The sequence below is a fragment of the Formosa sediminum genome, assembly GCF_007197735.1.
Taxonomy (GTDB): Bacteria; Bacteroidota; Bacteroidia; order Flavobacteriales; family Flavobacteriaceae; genus Formosa; species Formosa sediminum.
Window position 1 is genome coordinate 2,372,080 of sequence record NZ_CP041637.1, and the last position, 24,053, is coordinate 2,396,132.

General features: G+C 32.1%; 25 protein-coding genes. 17 read left to right on the forward strand and 8 right to left on the reverse strand.

Annotated features, from left to right (window positions below):
• Positions 1 to 31: 31 nt before the first annotated feature.
• Complete coding sequence (locus FNB79_RS10265) at positions 32 to 2,194, forward strand: prolyl oligopeptidase family serine peptidase (RefSeq protein ID WP_143381211.1); 2,163 nt, start codon at positions 32 to 34, stop codon at positions 2,192 to 2,194.
• A 153-nt stretch (positions 2,195 to 2,347) separates the two neighbouring features.
• Here the strand turns inward: FNB79_RS10265 and FNB79_RS10270 are convergent, their stop codons facing one another.
• The 3 genes from FNB79_RS10270 to FNB79_RS10280 form a co-directional block, all read right to left on the reverse strand.
• Positions 2,348 to 4,129 (reverse strand): PspC domain-containing protein, encoded by a 1,782-nt coding sequence (locus tag FNB79_RS10270; RefSeq protein WP_143381212.1) that lies wholly within the window; start codon positions 4,127 to 4,129, stop codon positions 2,348 to 2,350.
• Positions 4,122 to 4,466: a PadR family transcriptional regulator gene (locus tag FNB79_RS10275; RefSeq protein WP_143381213.1), complete on the reverse strand. Its 345-nt coding sequence runs from the start codon at positions 4,464 to 4,466 to the stop codon at positions 4,122 to 4,124. The genes FNB79_RS10270 and FNB79_RS10275 overlap by 8 nt, the downstream gene beginning before the upstream one ends.
• A 120-nt stretch (positions 4,467 to 4,586) precedes the next feature.
• On the reverse strand, positions 4,587 to 5,033 hold the full coding sequence (locus tag FNB79_RS10280) for a DUF4870 domain-containing protein (protein ID WP_143381214.1): 447 nt from the start codon (positions 5,031 to 5,033) through the stop codon (positions 4,587 to 4,589).
• A 141-nt stretch (positions 5,034 to 5,174) separates the two neighbouring features.
• Between FNB79_RS10280 and FNB79_RS10285 the strand changes: the two genes are divergently transcribed.
• The 4 genes from FNB79_RS10285 (at position 5,175) to FNB79_RS10300 (ending at position 8,019) form a co-directional block, all read left to right on the forward strand.
• Positions 5,175 to 5,630, forward strand: coding sequence for a DUF4442 domain-containing protein (locus tag FNB79_RS10285; RefSeq protein ID WP_143381215.1), 456 nt, complete (start codon positions 5,175 to 5,177; stop codon positions 5,628 to 5,630).
• 237 nt (positions 5,631 to 5,867) lie between these two features.
• A complete protein-coding gene (locus FNB79_RS10290) occupies positions 5,868 to 6,758 on the forward strand; it encodes a DUF6268 family outer membrane beta-barrel protein (protein WP_143381216.1) in 891 nt (296 codons plus the stop codon).
• Between the two features lie 143 nt (positions 6,759 to 6,901).
• A complete protein-coding gene (locus tag FNB79_RS10295; protein ID WP_143381217.1) occupies positions 6,902 to 7,699 on the forward strand; it encodes a TIGR00266 family protein in 798 nt (265 codons plus the stop codon).
• Positions 7,700 to 7,821: 122 nt separating this feature from the next.
• Positions 7,822 to 8,019, forward strand: a complete 198-nt coding sequence (locus tag FNB79_RS10300; protein ID WP_143381218.1) for a hypothetical protein — start codon at positions 7,822 to 7,824, stop codon at positions 8,017 to 8,019.
• Positions 8,020 to 8,075: 56 nt separating this feature from the next.
• Here FNB79_RS10300 and FNB79_RS10305 read toward each other — a convergent pair whose 3' ends face one another.
• Positions 8,076 to 9,020 carry a LysR substrate-binding domain-containing protein gene (locus FNB79_RS10305; protein WP_143381219.1) on the reverse strand — a complete coding sequence of 315 codons (945 nt, stop codon included), beginning with the start codon at positions 9,018 to 9,020 and terminating at the stop codon, positions 8,076 to 8,078.
• A 101-nt stretch (positions 9,021 to 9,121) separates the two neighbouring features.
• Here FNB79_RS10305 and FNB79_RS10310 point away from each other — a divergent pair, with 101 nt between their 5' ends.
• Both FNB79_RS10310 and FNB79_RS10315 read left to right on the forward strand, forming a co-directional pair.
• Positions 9,122 to 9,604, forward strand: a complete 483-nt coding sequence (locus FNB79_RS10310; RefSeq protein ID WP_143381220.1) for a Dps family protein — start codon at positions 9,122 to 9,124, stop codon at positions 9,602 to 9,604.
• 138 nt (positions 9,605 to 9,742) lie between these two features.
• Positions 9,743 to 10,357: a trimeric intracellular cation channel family protein gene (locus FNB79_RS10315; protein WP_143381221.1), complete on the forward strand. Its 615-nt coding sequence runs from the start codon at positions 9,743 to 9,745 to the stop codon at positions 10,355 to 10,357.
• Here FNB79_RS10315 and FNB79_RS10320 read toward each other — a convergent pair.
• On the reverse strand, positions 10,354 to 11,082 hold the full coding sequence (locus tag FNB79_RS10320; RefSeq protein ID WP_143381222.1) for a peptidylprolyl isomerase: 729 nt from the start codon (positions 11,080 to 11,082) through the stop codon (positions 10,354 to 10,356). The genes FNB79_RS10315 and FNB79_RS10320 overlap by 4 nt on opposite strands.
• 2 nt (positions 11,083 to 11,084) lie before the next feature.
• On the opposite strand from FNB79_RS10320, the gene FNB79_RS10325 reads away from it, so the two are divergent.
• Together FNB79_RS10325 and FNB79_RS10330 are read left to right on the forward strand one after the other, a co-directional pair.
• On the forward strand, positions 11,085 to 11,732 hold the full coding sequence (locus FNB79_RS10325; RefSeq protein WP_143381223.1) for an NUDIX hydrolase: 648 nt from the start codon (positions 11,085 to 11,087) through the stop codon (positions 11,730 to 11,732).
• 41 nt (positions 11,733 to 11,773) lie between these two features.
• Positions 11,774 to 12,571, forward strand: coding sequence for a lysophospholipid acyltransferase family protein (locus FNB79_RS10330; RefSeq protein ID WP_143381224.1), 798 nt, complete (start codon positions 11,774 to 11,776; stop codon positions 12,569 to 12,571).
• On the opposite strand, the gene FNB79_RS10335 is transcribed toward FNB79_RS10330, so the two are convergent.
• Together FNB79_RS10335 and FNB79_RS10340 are read right to left on the reverse strand one after the other, a co-directional pair.
• On the reverse strand, positions 12,572 to 13,216 hold the full coding sequence (locus tag FNB79_RS10335) for a hypothetical protein (protein ID WP_143381225.1): 645 nt from the start codon (positions 13,214 to 13,216) through the stop codon (positions 12,572 to 12,574).
• A gap of 7 nt (positions 13,217 to 13,223) precedes the next feature.
• Positions 13,224 to 13,718, reverse strand: coding sequence for an RNA polymerase sigma factor (locus FNB79_RS10340; RefSeq protein ID WP_143381226.1), 495 nt, complete (start codon positions 13,716 to 13,718; stop codon positions 13,224 to 13,226).
• 564 nt (positions 13,719 to 14,282) lie between these two features.
• Between FNB79_RS10340 and FNB79_RS10345 the strand changes: the two genes are divergently transcribed.
• The 5 genes from FNB79_RS10345 (at position 14,283) to FNB79_RS10365 (ending at position 19,994) form a co-directional block, all read left to right on the forward strand.
• Positions 14,283 to 16,445 (forward strand): TonB-dependent receptor, encoded by a 2,163-nt coding sequence (locus tag FNB79_RS10345; RefSeq protein WP_143381227.1) that lies wholly within the window; start codon positions 14,283 to 14,285, stop codon positions 16,443 to 16,445.
• Between the two features lie 380 nt (positions 16,446 to 16,825).
• Positions 16,826 to 17,449: a hypothetical protein gene (locus FNB79_RS10350; RefSeq protein WP_143381228.1), complete on the forward strand. Its 624-nt coding sequence runs from the start codon at positions 16,826 to 16,828 to the stop codon at positions 17,447 to 17,449.
• A gap of 17 nt (positions 17,450 to 17,466) precedes the next feature.
• Positions 17,467 to 18,804 carry a 2TM domain-containing protein gene (locus tag FNB79_RS10355; RefSeq protein ID WP_143381229.1) on the forward strand — a complete coding sequence of 446 codons (1,338 nt, stop codon included), beginning with the start codon at positions 17,467 to 17,469 and terminating at the stop codon, positions 18,802 to 18,804.
• Entirely contained in the window at positions 18,804 to 19,118 is a 315-nt protein-coding gene (locus FNB79_RS10360) for a 2TM domain-containing protein (protein WP_143381230.1), read from the forward strand. Before FNB79_RS10355 ends, FNB79_RS10360 begins: the two co-directional genes overlap by 1 nt.
• 120 nt (positions 19,119 to 19,238) lie before the next feature.
• Positions 19,239 to 19,994, forward strand: a complete 756-nt coding sequence (locus FNB79_RS10365; protein ID WP_143381231.1) for a LytR/AlgR family response regulator transcription factor — start codon at positions 19,239 to 19,241, stop codon at positions 19,992 to 19,994.
• 16 nt (positions 19,995 to 20,010) lie between these two features.
• Here the strand turns inward: FNB79_RS10365 and FNB79_RS10370 are convergent, their stop codons facing one another.
• Entirely contained in the window at positions 20,011 to 21,195 is a 1,185-nt protein-coding gene (locus tag FNB79_RS10370) for an LETM1-related biofilm-associated protein (protein ID WP_143381232.1), read from the reverse strand.
• Positions 21,196 to 21,347: 152 nt separating this feature from the next.
• On the opposite strand from FNB79_RS10370, the gene FNB79_RS17445 reads away from it, so the two are divergent.
• The 3 genes from FNB79_RS17445 to FNB79_RS10385 all read left to right on the forward strand — a co-directional run bounded on the left by FNB79_RS17445 (position 21,348) and on the right by FNB79_RS10385 (position 23,949).
• On the forward strand, positions 21,348 to 21,998 hold the full coding sequence (locus FNB79_RS17445; protein WP_143381233.1) for a DUF4331 family protein: 651 nt from the start codon (positions 21,348 to 21,350) through the stop codon (positions 21,996 to 21,998).
• A 26-nt stretch (positions 21,999 to 22,024) separates the two neighbouring features.
• Positions 22,025 to 22,585, forward strand: a complete 561-nt coding sequence (locus tag FNB79_RS10380) for a DUF4331 family protein (RefSeq protein ID WP_143381234.1) — start codon at positions 22,025 to 22,027, stop codon at positions 22,583 to 22,585.
• 68 nt (positions 22,586 to 22,653) lie between these two features.
• On the forward strand, positions 22,654 to 23,949 hold the full coding sequence (locus tag FNB79_RS10385; protein ID WP_143381235.1) for a tetratricopeptide repeat protein: 1,296 nt from the start codon (positions 22,654 to 22,656) through the stop codon (positions 23,947 to 23,949).
• The last annotated feature ends 104 nt before the right edge of the window (positions 23,950 to 24,053 follow it).

Here is a 24,053-nt window from a genome sequence, read left to right on the forward strand (position 1 = left end):
AGCATATTACTAACTCATAAATTCTAATATTATGAAAAGAATAGTCTATGCTTTATTATTAATGGTAACATCACATGTTACAGCACAACTCACCGTCAAGCCAGAAGTTTTACCTCAAAAACCAGTGTCGAACACATATTTTGAAACCACACTAAATGATCCTTATCAATATTTAGAAGATTTAAATGATCCTACTGTTATTACTTGGATGAAGGATAATACTAACTATTCAACTTCTGTTCTAAATAATATTTCTGGAAAACAAGAACTTTTTAATAGAATGAAATCGCTAATAGAGCGGCAATCTGCTTCAATTTCATTTTTAAATATTGCAGATGATGGTACATATTATTACGTAAAAAGAGTGCCCGGAGAAGAAATTGGAAAGCTCTATAAGCGTAAAGGCTATAAAGGCAAAGAAACATTATTTTTTGATCCAACTCAATATAAAAAAGAAGAAGGCAAAATTTATACTATTTCCGATATATCTCCTAATATAAAAGGCGATAAAATTGCCGTTAGCATATCTGCTAATGGTTCTGAAAACCCAGATATTCTTATTTTTAAAAACACAGGAGAACAATATAAAGAGACATTAGAATTAGCAAGTGATGTGTCTTGGGATCTATCTGGAGAACGTTTTTTTTATATTAAATTGAACTCTGCCGATATTAAAGATGTAAATAGACAAATTTATATCTCAAACTATATTCATAATGTAGGTACTAGTCAATCTGAAGATCAAACGTATTTCTCTAAAGCAGATTATGCTACATTAAATGTAGATAAAGCTGAATACCCTTTAGTTATTTATATAGAAGAGACTGATAAAAATATTCTTCTCCCTTTATCTGTAGATAAAGACCTTAAAGCTTTTGTATCCGAACCGAACGTAAAAGCAAAATGGAAGCCATTATTAAAGAAAGAAGATAATGTAATCATGGTAGATGCAAACGAAACAGATCTGTATTTATTAACGTATAATAATGCGCCAAATTATAAAATTGTAAGATTATCTAATTCTAATCCTGTATTTTCAGAAGCAAAAACGGTAGTCAAAGAATCGAAAGATGAAATTATTACCAACTTTGAATTAACGAAAGAAGGAATGTATTATGCTACAGTAAAAAATGGTGTTGAGGCTCATGTGTATTTCTTAAGGCATAACTCAACTTCTTCTGAAGAATTAAAACTTCCTTTTACAGCAGGTCGAGCAGATCTTTCCGCTAGAGGTTCAAAATTCAGTGAAATCTGGGTGAATTTATCGGGTTGGACATCTCCAGATAAACGTTATTTATACAATCCTGAAACCAAAACATTTGTATTTCAACCTTTATCAACTCCTGTAGAGTATCCCGAATTGGAAAACTTAATAGCAAAAGAAGTTATGGTAAAGTCACACGATGGTGTTATGGTCCCAGTTTCAATAATTTATAATAAAAACATGAAAATGAACGGTGAAAATTCTGCAGTAATCTATAGTTATGGGGCTTACGGGATTTCTACAGAACCCTTTTTTAGTCCAATTACTTTAGCATATGCTACATATGGAGGTGTTTTAGTAGTACCACATGTTAGAGGTGGAGGGGAATTAGGTGATGCTTGGCATAAAGCTGGACAAAAATTGAATAAACCCAATACTTGGAAAGACGGCATTGCAGCAGCAGAATATGTTATAGATCAGGGGTATACCAATCCTAATAAACTGTCAATATTTGGAGGTAGTGCGGGTGGTATTTTTGTTGGACGAGCAATAACAGAACGGCCAGATTTATTTGTGGCAGCATCACCTATGGTAGGCGCTATGAATACAGTTAGAATGGAAGAGTCTCCCAACGGACCTGTAAATACACCCGAATTTGGTACGGTTTCAGATCCAGAAGAATTTAAAGGTTTGCTAGAGATGGATTCTTATCATCACCTAAAAGCGGGAACGGATTACCCTGCCATGTTAATCACTGCCGGGATGAATGATCCCCGAGTTATTGCGTGGGAGCCTTCTAAATTTGCAGCGAAAATGCAACACGATAATTCTGGAGAAGCACCTATTTTGCTTCAAGTGAATTTTGAAGGCGGTCACGGTGGCCGTACCACGCTTACACAAAGACTTAATGATTTTTCTAACCTTTTTTCATTTTTCTATTGGCAATCAGGTCATCCAGACTTTCAAGCTAAAGAACCTTTAAAAAACTAATTAAAAACATAACCTCGTATAAATATTATTCGGGGTTATGTTTTTTAATGATTGTAAATGCTAACACAATATATCGAGTATTAGCGTGGTTAATAACGTGATTAAGGCTATCATACTGTTGGTTTTTTGATTGATGATTATTGATGAATTGGTTTAATTGTCTTCGTCTGAGGTAATGTTGATTCCGTTTTCTCCAATATCCACTTTAACTTCACTACTATTAGCTTTTACTCCCGTATGGCCTATTTGTATATCTACATTATCATTTTTTATACTTACACCTTCACTATTAATTTTTAAAGATCCGTTTTCATCATTAATATTAACATCTATAATATTATTGTTGTTAAAATCTTCATCGTCTTCAGCTTCGGTACAATCAACACAAGTCGCATCATCATTTAAAATTTTCATGATATGATTTGAGTTTTTGTAAGTAATTATATTGTCTACCGAGTTATATGCTGGTAAAAACGAACGCAAATTTCTGTTCAGATCTACATATGTTCCTTCGGGCAGATAAAGTATTATATCTACCTTTTGCTCTCTGTATTTGTTTTTATAGTCGGTTAGTAAATAACTGTCTAATAATAGCTGGTTATTTTTAAGGGTATAGTTGTATACAATTTTTTCAGCACGATCTTTAGCCTCTAGGTAGTTTTTTCCTTTAGATTCTTTTTCAATCTGAATCATAGCCACACTATCTTTTGTAGATCTTATATAAAGCGCAACGTCTCTAGAGAAAATAACCTTTTGGTCGTTATCGTTATACACAATTTTAAAATCAGAACTTCTACGTAAGTTTCTATTGAATTTATTGTTTTTTACCATACTAATTTGCAAGGTATCTTTAGTATTGTATAAAAGTGTGTCTTTTTGTGTGACTACAGAATCTAAAGCATGATCAGAGGCTTGTTTAATACCTATAGTAATTAGGCCTATAAGCGAAATTAGCCAAATACCAAGTAATGTAAATTTTGCAGGCTTCCCAATAGATTTTAAATTGTTAATTAGAATTTTAAGCCCTAAATATAACACGAAAAAACAAGGTATTCCTACAGTAAAAAATACTAATAAAGACCCTAACCAAATTGGAAGTCCAGTGGTATTAACAGCATCTGGATAGTCCATCCACCATGGGTGAAAGAAAGAAGAACTTCCTAAAGATAGTACACTAATTAGTAAGGCGAATATAGATAAGGCGCTAAACAATACTAAAAGTACACCAATAAATTTAGCAAATAGCTTTAAAAAAAACATGATGATATCTCCAATAGTATCAAAAAATGATTTTGAAGTAGACTTTACTTTGCTGCCATATTTTTCGTAATCTACATTTTTTACAGTATCCGAAACGCCTTCAAACCCTTTTTTAATTTTTTTTTCAATGTTACTAATATTAACAGGTTCGCCTGTCATGGTTAGTTTTTCAGCGGTTGTTAAGGCTTCTGGCACTAGAATCCAGAATAAGATATATATTAAAACAAATGTCCCCATAGATCCAAGTGCTAATAATACCCATATTAATCGAATCCAAATTGCATCTAATCCCAAATAGTGCCCTAAACCAGAGGCAACACCACCTATATAAGAATTGCTAGTATCTCGGTATAATTTTTTTATAGACTTAGAACGTGGTGAAGTTGTAGGCTCATCTTCAAAAATTTCATCATCTACTAAATAATCTTCAGGTTGCCCCATAATAGCGATTACTTCTTCAACTTCTTTAGTACTTATAACCTGTTTGTCATGCTTAACACGTTCAGTGAACAATTCGGCAATACGAGCTTCAATATCGGCAAGAATTTCAGAGCGGCCTTGCGAGTCTGTAAACGAACGTTTTATTGCATCTAGATAACGTTGTAACTTTTGGTAAGCATCTTCATCTATATGAAAAAATGTGCCTGCTAAATTTATATTAACTGTTTTATTCATTGCGGTGTTTTTTTTGGCTTGTTACTAAGTTTACGGCGTGTTGTAATTCACTCCAAGTGGTGTTTAATTCACTTAAAAATAATTGTCCGGTTTCTGTTAATCCGTAATATTTTCTTGGCGGTCCAGAAGTAGATTCTTCCCATCTGTAATTAAGAAGTCCTGCGTTTTTTAGTCGAGTTAAAAGCGGATAAATTGTACCTTCTACTACGAGCATTTTTGCATCTTTTAAGGTATTTAAAATTTCTGCAACATAAGCGTCATCGTCTTTTAGAATAGATAAGATGCAGTATTCTAAAACACCTTTTCGCATTTGTGCTTTTGTGTTTTCTATTTTCATCTGTGTTCTATTTTATTTCTGGTTTTTCAAGACTTTTAGGCTGATGGTTTTGCTGTATTAAAGTTCGAGTCATTGTGTTCTGTGATTTAAATTTAAACTGTTCATGTTTTGATTGATGATTTATTTGATGAAATGTATTGTAAAGGGATATTGATAATCTTCGCCTTCTTTAGCTTTTAAGCTTGCTCTAATAATTAAAGCTAACTCTATTAAAAAACCAATTATGGCTAGTCCGCCTAAAGCACCGCCTAAATACAATAAAGGTGAAGGTTTTCCAATATTAATATGTATGCTTTCAAAAAGATTAAGATTGATAACGTTTATATCATTTATGAAATTGAAAATAAAAAAAGGTATGCTTATCATTCCAAGAACGATGGTATATAATAAAATACTTAATTGAAAATTAATGGCTTGTTTTCCGTGTCTATCTATAAAATCAGATTTATCTCTGTTAGTAATCCATAATACAATAGGGGCGATAAAGTTTCCAAAAGGGAAAAAGAACCTCGAGAAGGTGGACAGGTGAATACACGTGGCAATATTATTTTGGTGGTTACTTGGCATTTTAAAAGTATATAATAGTTTCTTATGCAAATATATATCTTTAAAAAGGTATTATGCAAAACATAGTAGTGTAAATTAACATAATATTAACAAATTGAGGTGTGAATTAATTTCTATATTTTTACTAAAAACAAACTACACATGATACTTACAGCTTCTAAATTAAATCGATTTTTATTGTTTAAACTCCCTGCAGCTTTTTTTTGTGGAGTACGTACAAAACGTTTAAGTATGCAGCAATGCGTAGTTACCGTAAGGCACCGATGGATTAATCAAAATCCTTTTAAATCAATGTTTTGGGCAGTGCAAGGGATGGCAGCAGAACTCTCTACAGGGGCTCTTGTAATGTTGCAAATTGCCGAAAGTAAAAAGAAAATATCAATGTTAGTTTTAAGTAACGAAGCAAGTTTTACAAAAAAAGCAACAGGTAAAATAACATTTACATGCAATGATGGTCATGTAATCAAAGATGCCTTATCTAAAACTATTGCTACAGGAACTGGACAAACATTTTGGATGAAAGCTGTTGGTGTAAATGAAGAAGGGATAGAAGTTTCTACGTTTAATTTTCAGTGGACCATCCGTCTTAAAGTATAATTTCATAAGTTTTTTATTGTGTTTTTTAGTGTAATGTTTTGTTAAATTACTCCAGTGTTTATACGCAATTACCACATTTAATGACCTGTATTTTTTTGATAGACAAAATTTGCCTTTAACTCTATAAACAACCCCTGTCTATCTATAAAAATTGATAATATTATTTGTTTATAACACTTTTACAGTCTTTAAGAAGTATTATAATGCTTGTTTAAATTAATTAATGAAAATTTTTATATGAAAAAAGTATTGATTCTTTTGTTATTTATAGGGACTAAGGTCTCTTTTGCTCAACAAGAAGATGGTGTTTATGTGAACACAGAGTTATTACCAAGTACAGGAGTTGGTACCACAGTAAAATTAGAAGCAGGAATAGATATTCCTGTTATTAATACAGCCAAGGAAAAATTAACCGTTGGCGGAACAGTGCAAAACACTAGTTTTAATTATGTAGATGATGATGTACCTTTTGAAACAGAGGAAATTGAAAATTTTAATGCTTTTAGTTTCAGATTTACCTATCAACGTAGTTTAAGCGATAATTGGGCTTTAAATATCATGGGAGAATCTCAGGTGTCATCTAATTTTGGTGAAAATGAAATAAAAGGAGACGATCTGTTTTTTAATGCTTTAGTTACCTTAGAAAAATATAATGCAGATAAAAACTCATTATGGGTATTTGGTGCAGCTTACGATATTAAATATGGTTTATACTATCCAATACCTGTTATTTCATATACAAAACGTGTAGATGAGGAATGGGCCTATAAAATTGGTGTGCCAGATTCTCGCGTTAAATGGTCTTTTGCTAAAAATCACGAGTTAGAAGGTTTTGCAACACTTAATGGGTTTACAGGAAATGTTAACGACGGCATAGATGTATATAAAGTAGAATATAGCGGAACATTAAGACAAACTAGTGTGCTATTAGGTCTTGGATATAACTTTAGCTTCTGGGATCATTTTAAAGCTACATTAAATGGCGGTTATTCTGTTTATAATAGCTTACAACTTCAAGATTATGATAATGAAGAAATATATGATTTTGAAATACCTAATAGTTTCTATTTAAATGTGGGCTTAAAATATGTCTTTAAAAACAATACAAATGTAAAGCGTTTGTATTAGATCAATTATACATTATAAGAGTGCTATTAATTATATTGTTTTATTGATAATATCTCAACTCTAATTTTAATTTTTTAGGATTAAGTGTAACAAAAAAATAATTTAATCAACATATATGGTGTAACCTTAAATATTTATGTTTTATGAGAGCACACGAAATAGATTATCATATATATGGTGAAGAAATGCAATATGTTGAAATTGAATTAGACCAAAATGAAGGTGTAATTGCAGAAGCTGGTAGTTTTATGATGATGCATGAAGGCATTAAAATGGAAACTATATTTGGAGATGGTTCTAAGCAAAATGAAGGTTTTTTGGGATCTATTTTAGGAGCTGGAAAACGGTTGTTAACTGGAGAAAGTTTATTTATGACAGCTTTTTATAATACACTTAATATAAAACGTTCGGTATCTTTTGCATCTCCTTATCCTGGAAAAATATTAGCTGTAGATCTTACTAAATTTGGAGGAAAGGTAATCTGTCAAAAAGATGCATTTTTATGTGCAGCTAAAGGTGTTAGTGTTGGAATTGAGTTTTCTAAACGCTTAGGTAGAGGATTGTTTGGAGGAGAAGGTTTTATCATGCAAAAATTAGAAGGAGATGGTATGGCGTTTGTGCATGCTGGCGGTACTTTGGCTACAAAAGAATTAAAAGCAGGTGAAAAATTAAGAGTAGATACAGGTTGTATTGTTGGATTTACTCAAAATATTGACTATGACATTGAGTTTGTTGGAGGTATAAAAAATTCTGTTTTTGGTGGTGAAGGGTTGTTTTTTGCAACTCTAACAGGTCCCGGAACAGTGTATATACAATCGTTACCTTTTAGTAGGTTAGCAGGACGCGTATTAGCGGCATTACCAAAAGGAAATAATAATAAAGGAGAGGGCAGTGTGCTAGGTGGACTAGGCGATTTATTGGGTGGTGACAATAGATTTTAATATTTTTTTAAAATTTTAAGTTTTTTTTAAGATATAAATATCTATTTTTAAGGGAATTTAAAACGTTATAGTGGCCTATTAAGCATTTCTACTTAAAAAATCTAAACCTAAATTAAATAACTATGGCTAGAGCAATGTTTGAGTATACTAAAACTATACTTAATAAAGTTAGTTTTGATACTACGTTGTTTTGTAAAGAAGTACAAAAAGCCCTTCAGAGGTTATTACCTTATGAAATTGAAGAGCTAAAGATTTTTATAGAATCTATGGTACAACAAAACCCGGAATTAAATACATGCTTAGTGTATTTAGAAGTATAAAAAAAAAGCAACTAGAAATAGTTGCTTTTTTTCGTTTTATATTATGTAATCTAATCCTATTTTCGTTTTGGTAGCGGACTCACAATTTTAACATTCTGGAATGCAATTGCACCTCTTACCAATCCAGATATAACAGATTGTATGGCTTCAATAATTTGCATTTTTAATTCACTTTTGTGGTATATTAAACTCACTTCTCTTGCTGGAGAAGGATCTTTAAAAGGTTTTAAATGATGCTGCGAGTTTGGATTTAAGTCTAAAGTATGTAAATAGGGTAATAAAGTCATCCCTAAGCCTTCGTTAGAAAGTTTTATTAATGTTTCTATACTTCCACTTTCAAGTTGAAAATTTGTGTCTATATGATTTTTAAACGACTTACAAATATTTAAAACACCTTCTCTAAAGCAATGCCCATCTTCAAGTAAAAGCATATCACCTATATCTAAATCCTCTGGGCTTATTTTGTTTGTCTCATATAATCTGTGATTTGTAGGGACATAACCTACAAAAGGCTCATAGTAAAGTACACGCTCTTTAATTAATTCAGACTCTAAAGGTGTTACGGCTATGGCTGCATCTAAATGCCCTTCATTTAATCTGGATATAATTTCTTCAGTTGTAATTTCTTCTATGATTAGTTTTACCTTCGGATGTTTTTTAATAAAAGTATTTAAAAACATTGGTAATAGAGTAGGCATAACGGTTGGTATAATTCCTAACCTAAATTCACCTCCAATAAATCCTTTTTGCTGATCTACTATATCCTGAATTCTATAAGATTCATTAACAATATTCTTAGCTTGATTTACAATTTTTTTACCAATCTCTGTGAGCTCAATAGGTTTTTTGCCACGATCAAAAATAAGTATATCCAATTCGTCTTCAAGCTTTTGTATTTGCATACTTAACGTGGGCTGGGTCACAAAACACTTTTCTGCAGCTTTAGTGAAATTCTGATTTTCGGCAACTGCCAAAACATAATATAGTTGAGTAATTGTCATGGTATAAATTTAGACTATAAAACTATAAAATCAATCAATAAAACTAATTAATAGTTGTATTAATTATCACTAAATTTGTATAAACTAAAAAAGCATTAATTATGACACTTAATATATTAGGGCTAGACGCCAAAAAAACTAAAGATTTAGCAAAAGATTTAAATGTTTTGTTAGCTAATTTTCAGACGTATTATCAAAATCTAAGAGGGATTCATTGGAATATTAAAGGAAAACAGTTTTTTGAATTACATATGAAATTTGAAGAATTGTATACAGACGCTAATGTGAAGGTTGATGAAATTGCAGAACGTGTTTTAACTTTAGGAGAAACACCTTTACATACTTTTAATGATTATACTAATCATTCAAAAGTTCCAGTTGGGAAAGATATTTCAGACGATGAAAAAGCTGTTGCTCTTATTGTAGATTCATTATCGGTATTATTACAAATAGAAAGAGATATATTGGATAAATCTGATGATGCTAACGATGAAGGTACAAACTCTATGATGAGTGATTTTATTACTGAGCAGGAAAAAACAATTTGGATGATGAAAGCATGGTTAGGAGAAACTACCGTATAATTTAACAATATATAATCTTAAAAACCCTTTAAATAGTATTGTTTAAAGGGTTTTTTTATGCTTCAAATTCTTAAAATCATTATTAAAGTCTACTTTTGGCACGTCTTTAGTAAAAAATTGTAAATTAAACCAAAGCCTATGTTTTATATCATAGATATTTTAGGAACCATATCTTTTGCTATTTCGGGGGTATTAGTCGCATTAAATAAGCGTATGGATCCGTTCGGGATTTTTATTATAGCCTTCGTAACGGCTACAGGTGGTGGAACGCTTAGGGATATTCTTATAGGTAGTACTCCAGTGTTTTGGATGGAGAATATGATTTATGTGTATGTGATTGCAATTACTACAATTTTAGCTGTAATTATAAAGCAAAGAATAGATTATTTAAGAACCCCTATGTTTTTGTTTGATACTATTGGTATAGGCTTATATACTCTTGTAGGTATACAAAAGGGTATAAACCTAAATTTTCACCCTTTAATATGTATATCTTTAGGAACTATTTCGGCATGTTTTGGTGGTGTTATTAGAGATATATTATGTAATGATATCCCTGTAATTTTTAGAAATGAAATTTATGCTACAGCATGTATTGTTGGAGGTATTTCTTTTTTCTTATTACGAGAATTACAGGTAGAAAGTAATCTTATTTATTTAATATCTGGTTTTATAATTATTGCAATACGGCTTTTGGCTGTACGTTTTAAAATTAGTTTACCAAGCGTATATAGTGATGATGAGGTTGTTTAATTAATAATTTCAATGCTTTGTATGTAAACATTATGTAAAGGCCATTCTGCATTATCTGTTTCTACATTCGAAATTTTATCTACAACATCCATTCCGTTAATAACTTTTCCAAATATGGTGTAATCTCCATCTAAATGGTGTGCACCACCAGGAGCTTGTACAATAAAAAACTCGTAAGGCGAAGCTAATTTATAAGGGTTTTCAATATCGCTACTTGGCATGGAAATAACACCTCTATCATGTGTAAAGCCTCGTTTTGCATCTGTAGGTAAAAGGTATTTTCCAATATCAACTCGTCGTTTGCCAATCTCAGGATCATCACTACTACCACCTTGAATAATAAAGTTTTTTACAACTCTATAAAATTGTGTATTTGTAAAATACCCCTGTTTGGTTAAAAATATAAAGTTGGCACGATGAAATTTTGTTTCGTTGAAGAGTAAAATATCTATAGTTCCAAATTCTGTAGTTATTCTAACTTTGTTCTCTTTATGGTGCTTTTCATACTGAAGAAAAAATTCCATAGCATTATCATCCGTTAATACAGGGAATTCACGTGTGTTTTCGGCAGTGTTAATTAAACTGTCTTGTTTTACACTAGCTTTTTCAGTAGTCTTAGTTGTTGAAGTTTCTGGTATAGGATTTAAAGTATTATTTTTTTTAGATTTCGTATCTTCACAATTAAATAACAAAAGAAACAAACAACTGTAAACTAAGACTCTCATAGATGAATTTTAATGATTTTATAAAGTTAAGATCAAAAATAGAAAATATACCGCTTCCAGCCGAAGCATCTCAGTTTAAAATGTCGCCTCCTTTTAGAACTCAACTTTTGGAAATGGATAAAATTAAGATGAAAACCGCTAGAAAAGCAGCGGTTATGGCTTTATTTTATCCCGATACATTACAGCAAACAAGTCTGGTTTTAATTTTAAGAAATACGTATAAGGGCGTGCATTCTGCTCAAATCGGATTTCCAGGAGGTAAGGTAGAGCCTGAAGACGATTCTTTAAAAGCCGCAGCCATAAGAGAGACCTTTGAAGAAGTTGGAGTGCCGGAAGAAAATATAGAAGTATGGCGTAAAATTACTGATATTTATATCCCACCAAGTCATTTTATAGTACAACCATTTATTGGAATAGCCGAGAAAACACCTGTTTTTTTAAAGCAAGACACGGAAGTAGATGCCATAATTGAGGTGCCTTTGGTAGAATTTTTAAGCGATACTAATGTAGTGACTAAAAGAGTAACAACATCTTACGCTCAAGAAATAGATGTGCCAGCGTTTATTTTTCAAGGTCATGTAGTTTGGGGTGCAACGGCTATGATGCTTAGCGAAGTAAAAGACATTTTAAAAGGGGTGCGATATCTTTGAGTTTTCCCTACATTTGTAAATTCAAAAAACAGACAAAAATCATGGGATTGTTGAAACGAAATCCTTTCGGACATATACTTTTATTAAAAAAATGGATTATTAGATTCTTAGGAATCTTAACACATAGACGTTTTAGAGGGTTTAATGAACTACAAATTGAAGGTTCTGAAATTTTAAAAGATTTACCAGATCAAAACGTGCTTTTTATTTCTAATCATCAAACATACTTTGCAGATGTGGTAGCAATGTTTCATGTATTTAATGCTAGTTTGAGTGGTCGGGAAGACTCTATAAAAAATATAGGTTATATCTGGCATCCTAAACTTAATTTGTATTACGTAGCGGCTAAAGAGACTATGAAAGCTGGATTGTTACCTAAAATTTTTGCTTATGCGGGGTCTATAAGTATTGAGCGTACTTGGAGATCTGAAGGGAAGGATGTTAACAGACAAGTAAAGATGAGTGATATTTCTAGTATTGCTACAGCTTTAAAAGACGGGTGGGTAATTACTTTTCCGCAAGGTACTACGACACCGTTTAAACCTATTAGAAAAGGTACTGCACATATTATTAAACGTTATCAGCCTATAGTAATTCCTGTAGTTATAGATGGTTTTAGACGTTCTTTTGATAAAAAGGGGTTACGTATCAAGAAAAAGAATATTCTTCAAACAATGGAGATTAAAGCGCCTTTAGATATCGATTATGAAAATGATACAATTGATAATATTGTTGAGAAAATTGAATATTCTATAGAGCAACATCCTTCATTCTTAAAAGTACTGACTAAACAACAAATTCAAGATATGGAAGAATTAAATAAGAAAAGGGAATATTAATTATAAATCCATTTTCTTTAATTCTCTATAATTGCGATTTAACCTTTTTAGTAAAATACCATAAATTAGCCAATAAAATCCGAGTAATATAGTAATGGTAATGGTTAAAATTCCAGCGGTAATTAATATGATATTTGAATAAAACATAAATATTTGGCCGCTAGCAGCAGCTTCATTTAGTTTTGAGCTTAAATGAGGATCTTGTTTAATATCTAATAACAAAACGGCTATTGTAGAAATTACTATAAAAACAAGGTTAAAAATGACATACAGTTTTACAGTATGACGAGTTTTTAAAATATTTTCCATTAACTTCTTTGCACTATCAGTAGTAGATATCTTTTTGTAGTTCTTGTAAAACAAGTAAAAGAAGTAAAATAAAACGATATAGGCTACAACGGATAAAACTTCTAAAACAGTTTCTATAACAGTTCCTTTAAAACGAGTTATACTTTCATTATCCTTAAAACTAAAGGATATTATAGTCCAAAATACAAATTCTAATAAGCTAATTATAAAAATCCATTTCACGGTAGAAGAGGATTTTTTTAAATGCATTTTATAAATATCATTATAGGATAACTTCGGAAAGTTTTGATTTTCCGGTTTATTCCAGTCTTTCTTTAAAAGATCTAATTCATCCATAGATTTTTTACGGATTTAAAATGGTTTTTAATTTCGTTTTTACCCGATTCATCTTCACTCTGGCATTCACTTCACTTATTCCCATTGTTTCACTAATTTCTTTATAGTTTTTGTCCTCTAAATACAAAAACACAAGTGCTTTTTCAATGTCGTTTAATTGTTTTACGGCACTGTAAAGCAGTTTTAATTGTTGTTCCTCAGTATCGTCATACTCTTCCGCTTTTATTCTAAATTGAACAGCATCAAAATTCTGAGTTGTAATTGTTCGTTTCGATTTTCTATATAACGTAATAGCAGTGTTTAATCCAATACGATACATCCAAGTACTAAACTTTGCATCACCACGAAACTTTGGATACGCTTTCCAAAGTTGAATAGTAATTTCTTGAAACAAATCGTTGTGAGCGTCATAATCATTCGTGTACAAACGGCACACTTTATGAATGATGTTTTGATGCTCTTCAAGCAATTGTATAAAGTTATGTTCTTGGTCTTTATTCAAGTCGAGAGGTTAGTTAAGATATTAGTGTCTTTTATTTAGCAATTGTTACAAAACTTCTCAAATTTTGTTTTTGCTTTTTTTAATTTTATAGGTCTTAAATAGGTGTTTTTGTATGATTTATATGTATAAAATGGTTGTTATTTTGTTGGTTAAAATATTTATATTTTTTTAAAATTATTATTTAGGTAATAATGTTTAATATTTTGACTATGTGTTTATTAGTTGTTGTATATAGATAAAGTCTATGGTTGCTTTTTGTAGTTAGTTATTCATGACAAGTTAGTGTTTTTTAAATATGCGAAATTTTGCTGAGTTTTATATGATTTTGATATAAAAAATTAATAAGTATGCTATTACAATTATAGAATATAAACTCAATTATAGTTAAAAATAAGCGTGGAACGCGGGGCAAAAATCAAAGATCTAGAATGGAGTTTTTGTGGTTTCTGAATGTGTAGTCGATGCATTTACAATTCATCCTAAAAATATAACAGTTGGGTCTTATAAAGTTCTGTAGCTCTCTATTCCGTTTCATTTTTGTGTTGTTAACTAAAACAATCAACCATGAAACTTTTGCATTCACTCTTATTTATTATTTGTTTTTTCAATCTAGGTACATCTGTTTCCCAAACCTTAATTTCGGGTCAGGTTAAAGATGTTAAAAATAATCCTATTGTAGGCGCTAATGTCTATATAGAAGGCTCTTATGATGGAGCAACCACAGACGAGGCTGGCGCATTTAGTTTTAAAACCACAAAAACTGCTTCGCAAACGCTAATTGTTTCATTTTTAAGTTACGAGACGTATCGTAAATACGCAGATGTGTCCGCATTCCAAGATATTATTGTTAAGCTTAAAGAAGACGTTAATACATTAGACGCCGTGGTACTTTCTGCAGGAACTTTTTCAGCTGGAGATAATAGTAAGGTAAATGCATTATCTGCGCTAGATGTAGTTACTACGGCAAGTGCGGTAGGCGATTTTGTAGGAGCGTTACAAACGTTGCCAGGAACCACAACAGTTGCCGAAGACGGAAGGTTGTTTGTGAGAGGTGGTGAAGCCGACGAAACTCAGATTTTTATTGATGGTGTTCGGGTATTTACGCCTTACACACCTACTACCAATAATGTGCCTTCTAGAGGGCGATATTCGCCATTTTTATTTGATGGTATTACGTTTTCTACCGGAGGGTATTCTGCCGAATATGGTCAGGCCTTATCCAGTGTACTTTTATTAAATACCATTGATGAGCCTGAACAAAACAAAACAGATATTGGTATAATGACCGTTGGAGGCGCATTAGGACATACTAAAAAATGGGATAAAAGTGCTTTAAGTGTAAATGGGTCGTATATAAATTTGGCGCCCTATAACAAGCTGTTTCCAGATAGAAATGATTGGGAAAAGCCATACGAAGGTTTTTCTGGTGAAGCCGTTTATCGTAGAACATTTGATAATGGCTTGTTTAAGTTGTATTCGGCATTAGAGTATAGTGTGTTTGAGTTAACTCAAGAAGATATTAATTATGCTAATGGCATTCACTATCGGTTAAAAAATAGAAACTTGTATGTAAACACGTCGTATCAAGGGAAGTTAAATTCAAACTGGTCTGTATTTGCGGGTGGGAGTTATACTAATAATAAATTAGATACAGAGGTTATAGATGATACGGTTGATAATTTAGAACATTCTATACATGCTAAATTTAGATTGAAATACCGTTTTAATAACAGGTTTAAATTGAATTTTGGAATCGAGTATTTTCTAACCATTTTTGATGAAACTCACACCTCCCCAACAGTAGATGCAGAACCTTATGGTTTTAATGCTAATATTGCAGCAGCCTTTACTGAAGCCGATATGGTGTTTACAAAAAAGCTAGCATTAAAAGCTGGAATAAGAGCAGAATATAGTGAGTTTTTTAAAGCTTTTGAGGTGGCTCCGCGGGTATCTTTAGCATATAAAACGTCGTCTAAGAGTCAAGTATCTTTGGCTTATGGTTTGTTTTATCAAAATCCAAACAACGATGTTTTAAAGTTTAATCAAAATATTGATTCAGAGAAAACTAGTCATTACATATTAAACTATCAGTTAAATACAGACGGACGTTTGTTTAGAGCAGAAGCCTATTATAAAAACTATTCAAATTTAATAAAATATAATACAGAATATATTAGTTATAATAGTGTGTTTAATAATACTGGTTATGGCTATGCCAAAGGGATAGATTTGTTTTTTAGAGACAATAAATCTCTTAAAAATTTTGATTATTGGGTGAGTTATTCCTTCCTGGATACCGAACGCGATTATAAAAATTACCCTACCGCTGCACAACCAAATTTTGCAAATACACATAACTTGTCTGTCGTTGGAAAATATTGGATAGACCATTGGAAAAGTCAGGTGGGATTTAGTTACAGTTTAGCATCTGGACGTACGTATACCAATCCCAATGAAACAGGCTTTTTAAACCAAAAAACAAAAGCTTACAATAGTTTAAGTTTAAATTGGGCGTATTTATTAAGTCCACAAAAGATTTTATATCTGTCTGTTAGTAATGCATTAGATTTTAAAAATGTTAATGGGTATCAATATGCAAATACGCCAAATAGTAATGGGGTGTATGATAGACGTGCATTAAGACCTGCAGCCGATCAGTTTTTCTTTATCGGGTTCTTCTGGACCATTAGCGATAATGGTACCGATAATCAATTAGATAATTTATAAGTTAGTAAGTGTGTATCTTAATTTTTGGGTAGAAGTTACCGTATGTGTTGCTTAGGGCTTTAAAAGTAAAACACTAAAGATGTTGGGCTTATCGAAAATTTATCCAAAAATTTCAAGTTGCTTGTTTATTTCCGGTTCTTTCTTTTTACTGCAAGTTGTGGCGAGTTCTTGAAATTTAGGTAAAGGTTGGTAAGCCTAGATTTTTTTGGTTCATTTTTTTAACAACGAAAGAAATAAACGTAGAGTCTTTAGGGTGTAAGCTATGCAATAATTATCCATTTACAATTCATCACATAAAAACTACAGTTCGGTATATCGTTTTTTTAAAACCTCCGCTTTCCATAGATATTTGCTGTATAATCATTTAATAACCAATCAATATGAAACATTTAATTCTTTTAGTCGTGATTTTAGTCAATGTAATTGCTAATGCACAATCAGATTTCGAAAACGGTATGCAAAAAGCCTTTGCGTTATGGCAAGACAATAAGCTTACAGAGTCAGAGCAGCTTTTTGAGCGCATTGCAGCAGCCGAACCAGACCAATGGTTGCCTAACTACTATGTTGCGCAATTAAACAGTTTAAAGAGCTGGAGAGAAAAGGATGCCACCGTAATTAAAGCTAATTTAGATAAGGCACAGGAGTATATAAATACTGCGCAAGGCATAAGCCCAAATAATGAATATATTTTAGTGTTACAAGCTCAAGTATACACCAATTGGGTGGCTTTTGATGGAATGGCCTACGGGATAAAATATTCTGGTAAGATTACAGAACTCTATGAAAAAGCCTATGCTATTGCTCCAGAAAACCCAATGGTGGTGTTAGGTAAAGCAGAATGGGGTATGGGTACCGCTAAGTATTTTGGGCAGGATACAGCACCGTTTTGTAAAGATATAGAACGCGCTTTACAACTTTTTGCTAACTTTAAACCTGAAACACCATTGCATCCGCTTTGGGGAGAAGAACGTGCTAAGAGTGTACTGGCATCGTGTAAACAATAAGTATTAGAACTCTAAGAATGATTAAATCTAAAAAAAATATAATAGTCACATTCGCCATAGGTTGCATTGTCTACCTTATAGGTAACCTTTGGTTTGGTAATTTTAATTACCAATCGGTAAACGATTTTTTAATAGACTTTATATTTTATCAGCTCTATGCTTTCATACTAGGCTATTCTAACATGGCGTATTTTCAGTTTTTATCTACTAGAAACTGGAAAAATAATCAACAAATTTTAAGACTAGTAATTGGTTTTGTAGGGGCTTCGTTAATTACATTATTAGGTTTATTCGTTATTCATGCAGTAACAAGACTAGTTTATCAAGGGCTTTCATTTAGTGAGTTTTTAGCAAGCGAGCGTTTATCCGATTATATTTTCGGATTCTGGATAACCATGAGTATTGTTGTTGTGTTTCATATCGTGTATTACTACAATGCATACCAGCAAAAGAAGCTTAAGGAACAAAAAGTTATTGCAGGAACGGCAAGTGCGCAATTCGAGAGTTTAAAAAATCAAATCGATCCGCATTTTTTATTTAACAGCCTCAATGTATTAACCTCTTTAATCGAAGAGAATCCAGACAGCGCACAACGATTTACGGTGTCTTTATCTAAAATTTATCGCTATGTTTTAGATCAAAAAGATAAAGAGTTAGTCACAGTCGCCGAAGAACTTAGATTTGCTAAAACGTATATGAATCTGCTTAAAATGCGATTCGAAAACAGTATCGTATTTCAATTGCCAGAAGACTACGATCAGCCAGAAGCTAAAGTGGTGCCATTGTCCTTACAGTTGTTGTTAGAAAACACCATTAAACACAACACGGTAAGCGAGCAAAAACCATTAGAAATTACTATTACAATAGAAGACAACGTATTAGTTGTTAAAAATAATTTACAAAAGAAAGAGGTTTTACAAACCCGTAAAGGTGTAGGATTACAAAACATAGTAAATCGCTATGCCATATTAACTAACAGAAAAGTGTTGGTAGACGAAACTCCAGAGTATTTTGCAGTTAAAATACCAATACTTACAAAACGCATTTCAATTATGGAACCAACAAAACATCAATACAACGAACAAGACGCTTACTACCGCGCTAAAAAACGCGTAGAAGAAATAAAAGGCTTTTACGGTAATTTAATCTCATACTGCGTGGTTATCCCAGTACTTATATTTATCAATTATAAAACCTTTTGGGGTTACCAATGGTTTTGGTACCCTATGTTAGGATGGGGAATGGGACTCGTGTTTCACGCTATATCGGTCTTCGGATACGGTAAATCGTGGGAAGAACGCAAAATACAAGAGATATTAAAAAAAAACGAAAAACAACAAAAAAATTGGGACTAATGGAAAATTCATACTTCGAACAAGAACGCTACGAACGCGCAAAAAAACAAGTAAGACGTGTAAGCGGCTTTTACAGACATGCTTTAGTATATGCTGTTATTAACATAATAATTGCCATAGTAAACACACAACATTTAGAGGCAGGAGAAAGTTACTTTCAGTGGCAAAACTTTACCACCTTATTTTTTTGGGGAATAGGCCTAGTGGCTCATGGCGCATCTGTATTTTTACCCACTTTAGTTATTGGTAAAAACTGGGAAGACGAAAAGATTAAAGAACTCATGGAAAAAGAGAAAAACCATAAATGGGAATAATTAGGGCGTGTTTTTCCGCTAAGCTCCAAAACCGCGCTTTCCGCGCTACACGGTAGCTTGCTGCAATCGCTCACGCAGTTCCTAACAACATTATAGTATATATTAGATATTTAAAGCACCATGAAAGTTATTATTATAGAAGACGAAAAACCATCAGCAAGACGCTTACAGCGTATGTTATCTCAGTTGCAATTACAAGTCGAGGTCATGTTACATTCTGTAGAAGAATCTATAACCTGGTTTCAAAATAACGAACATCCAGAGCTTATTTTTTTAGACATTCAGTTAAGCGACGGACTCTCTTTCGAGATTTTCGAAAGTGTTCAAATTAACTCTGCTATAATATTTACAACGGCTTACGATGAGTATGCGCTTAAAGCCTTTAAACTAAACAGTATAGATTATCTTTTAAAACCCATAGACGAAGACGATTTAGAATACGCTGTAGAGAAATATAAATCGAGAGTATCTAAACAAGAGCAAGTGATTTTAGATTTTAACGATATTAAAAACCTCTTGGTAAATCCGTTAGACCGTACTTATAAAAAACGATTTTCGGTTCAAGTGGGGCAGCATCTTAAACTAATAAATAGCGATGAGGTTGAATGTTTTTATAGCGAAAATAAAGGTACCTATTTACATACCACATCCGGACGTAATTATTTATTAAACTCAACATTAGATCAATTAGAGCAAGATTTAGAGCCCCATGTTTTTTTTAGAATAAATAGGAAATTTATTGTCAATATAAATGCCATTCAAGACATGGTAAACTATACAAACTCTAGGTTAGAAATAAAGCTAAATTCTTATAAAGACGAGCAGGTAATTGTAGCTAGAGAGCGTGTTAAAACATTTAAAGATTGGTTAGAGTAATCTTTTTAAAGCTTCTTTAATCTTCGTCTTCATCTACAATACGGTTATCATCAAAGGCAGATGGTAACAGTTTAGGTATAAATTTAATTACAATGGGTAATAAAATAGCACCTCCAGGAAGTAAAAATATGGCTAAACTCGGTATCGATTTAAAAATATCTAAAAGCTGTTCGTTTACTTTTTTGCGTTCATGAGGTGTTAAATCTCTAACAGTCGATTTAGACAGTAAAATCATGAGTTCTTTACTATCTCGTAATTCTCTTAATAATCTGTGGCTATTTCTTGTAATAAGTTTACTTACTATTTGCGACGACCTGTTGTAAAAACTCTTAACTACATTTTTAGCACTTAATAACGGAATATTATCGCGGTTGGCATTAAAAAATAAGTTAATTGCATTTAAAGATTCATTACGTTCTGTAGTGTTAATGTCTAGTGCAAGACTTAAGTTTTCTAGAAAAGCAGCTTCTGCGGGTTCAATCCAAGCATCACTCCAAGCGGCCATACAAGCGATATCTAAATAGTATAAATGATGATTTAACTCTTTGGCATATGCTATTGCTTCTGGGTAGGTTAATTGGCCAACTTGCTCGTAACGTAAAGACGATTGAAATAATTCAATTAAACTTTTATCGTAATCATTTTTTTCAGATTTTAAACTTAACGCTTCAATAACAATAGTGATAATTGTAGATTCCAAAGTTTCTAAATACGATTTAGTAATAGATTTATGCTCTAAAAAATGATCGTAAGCAATAATGTCTATATATAATAATACATTGGTAATGTAGTGGTTAAAGTTTTTTGTGATTATGTTTTTATTAATCTGAATGCGTTTGTGCATGATTTTTTCAACTAAAGCTTCAGCAGAATCTCTTCCCAACAAATCGTCTAAAAAAGACGTTTTATTTTCATTAATGGCAGTATAGAAAGCAATGATACTTTCAAATAAATCCATATTAGAAGTGCTTGTTTTATGTGTGTTAATAAACGCAATACATAAATTTACTTTACACAGTTCTTCTTCAGTAAGATCCGGGTTAATAATATAATCGTTTACTACTTTAATATTATACCCGTAAATAAAACCAGAATTTCTAAATGCTTTATAAAATTCATAGTCTGTAGGGTTGTCTTGTAAAGTGTGAGCGGATAGTTCTTTTATGAGTTTTTTTATCCAGCCGTTAGCCGATGGGTTCATTGCATTTTAGTCTTAGTCTTACAAATGTAGTTTTTAAAGCCCATAATTTCAATTTTTTATACGTTAACATAATTTTAACAAAACCGGTCTTTTCTTTTTATCGTAGGTATATGTGAGAGTGAAATAAATCATTAACTAAAATCTCAATTATTATGAAAAAAATGAAAATTATTTTAGGAATCGGAGCGTTGTCAGTAGCAGGATTCTTTATGGTAGCAGCCGATCATATTGATGCGCCAGCAGTAGCAGGTGGGACAAGTGATATTACAGACTTTTATGCGTTTCAAGCTGAAGACACAGATAATCTAGTGTTTGTTGCAAATGTACAAGGCTTACTTAGTCCATCTGCAACTAGCGAAGCAATGTTTGATGAAAGTACTTTAATTGAATTTAACATTGATACTAACGATGATAAAATTGAAGACTGGGTAATTCAGGCTATTCCACGCGATGGAAAAATGTATTTTTTCGGACCAGTAAAACCAACAACTACAGGTTTAAGTAGTGCTATTGAAACTACGGCAACAACTGCTATGGTAGATATTTCTTCTTATGGTGGTACTGCAATTATTGAAAACAGTAACGACATGAAATTTTTTGCAGGACCAAGAGACGATCCGTTTTTTATGGATTTTGCACAATTTACAGAAATTATAGCAGGAAACGCTTCAAGTTTTAATGAAGTAGGAAACGATACGTTTGCAGGAACCAATGTAATGTCTGTGGTGGTAGAAGTTCCAAAAAGCATGATTGGAGGTTCTGGTACAATAAATACTTGGGTAGAATCTAAAACAAAACAATAATTAATACATTAAAAATTTATACATATATGAAAACTTTAAAATATACTCTATTAGCAATGGGCGTGTCCTTATTAGCCTTTAATTGTTCTAGTAACGACGATAATAATATGATAATTGATCCTGTAGAACCTGATTTTTCAGGAACGTACATGCAAGCAGATCAAATGGGTAGACCAGCAATAAATACAGTGTTTGTGTCATCGGCATCTAAAGATGACTTTAACGTAACTATTCCTTCAGAACAAGGTGCAGCATACCAAAGTATGTTTCAAACCAATTTAGAAGGTTTAAGTCCAGCTTACGCTATGGAAGGTGACACAAATGCTTTAGGATTAGATGCCGCTACATTTACAAGTGTATTAGCAACAGATGTTTTAACCGTGTCTTTAGATGGTACAACTACATTTTATGATGGTACTAATGTGTTAACTGGTAGAGCATTGGCAGATGATGTGATTACAGTTGAGTTATTGTTAATTTTTGGAGGTGAAGATTTTACTGAAAATCCAGGATTATCTGATGATAATGTAAATGCCAACGATAAAGCATTTTTAAGCTCATTTCCTTACCTCGCTTCTGCTTGGTAATTTAAATTAATCACTAGGGTAATACGCTATTTGCCCTAGTGTTTTTACTCATCATAACACAAATCCCTATGAAAATTACACTACATTTTACCATCTTAATAGTTACTTTACTGTGTATAAGCTGTGACACCAAACAAACAAAATCTATTGCTAATAGTAACGACTACACAGTATATTTAGAAGCCGAAGTTAATAAATCACTAAAGTCTGTAGAAGCAGATTATGCTTTTTGGAGCGGAAAGTTAAACGAAAACCCAGATCAATATCCGTATCTGTTAAAAAAAGCAGCAGCTTTATCCGCTATGTTTAAAATTACTGGTGATATTAATTATTTGATTGAAGCAGAAACCGATTTGGTAGAAGCAAATACACGAACACATTACCAAAACTCTGGAATATTAAGAGCTTTATCTAGAAATTACATTACTCAACACCGCTTTAAAGAAGCTCTTGGTTTACTAAAAAAAGCAGAAGTTATTGGTGAGCATTTAAAAGGAACACAAAATATGCTTTTTGATGTGCATTTAGAATTAGGAAATCTAGTCCAGGCTAAATCATATTTATTAAAAATTCAGGATTTTAGTGATTTCGATTATGTAATCCGATTGGCAAAATGGCAAGATCATTCAGGCGATTTAAAAGGCGCTATTCAATATATGGAAAAAGCTTTAGCCATGGCAGAAATGTCTAATACTACATATAAAAAACAATGGGTGTATACTAATATAGCCGATTTTTATGGTCATGATGGTCAGATTGAAAAATCGTACGCATATTATCTCAAAGCCTTAGAGTTAGATCCGTCTGATGCATATTCTAAAAAAGGAATTGCTTGGATTGTGTATTCTAATGATAAAAAACCCGAAGAGGCCATGCGAATTTTAAAAACGATTACGGCATACCATAATACGCCAGATTACGAATTGTTAAAGGCAGAAATAGCAGAATATATGCAAGATGAAGCTTCTAAAGCAAATTATTTAAATGCGTATCTAGAAGCTGTAAAAAATGAAAAATACGGCGATATGTATAATGCTTATAATACCATTGTATATACAGACGATCTTTTAATATTTGATTCGGCATTACAATTAGCTCAGAAAGAAGTAGAAAATAGACCAACACCACACTCTTACGATTTGCTAGCGTGGAGTTATTACAAAAAAGGGGAATATAAAAGGGCATTAGATATTGTTGAAACACATGTAAAGGATAAGAGTTCTGAGCCTTCAATATTATTTCATATCGCTCAAATTTATAAAGGGAATGGAAAAATAAAAGAAGCTAAATCCTTGAAAAAAGAGTTGTTAACTGCAACTTACGAATTAGGACCAGTTACTGCACAACGCATTAAAAATATTTAAAATTTTGATTTTTTTGTTGGTGATTTTTATTGAGTTGAAGCGCTTGTTATGTCTATAGCAAGCGCTTTTTACTTTATGTATTTTTAGGAGCTTTTTAAAGCGTG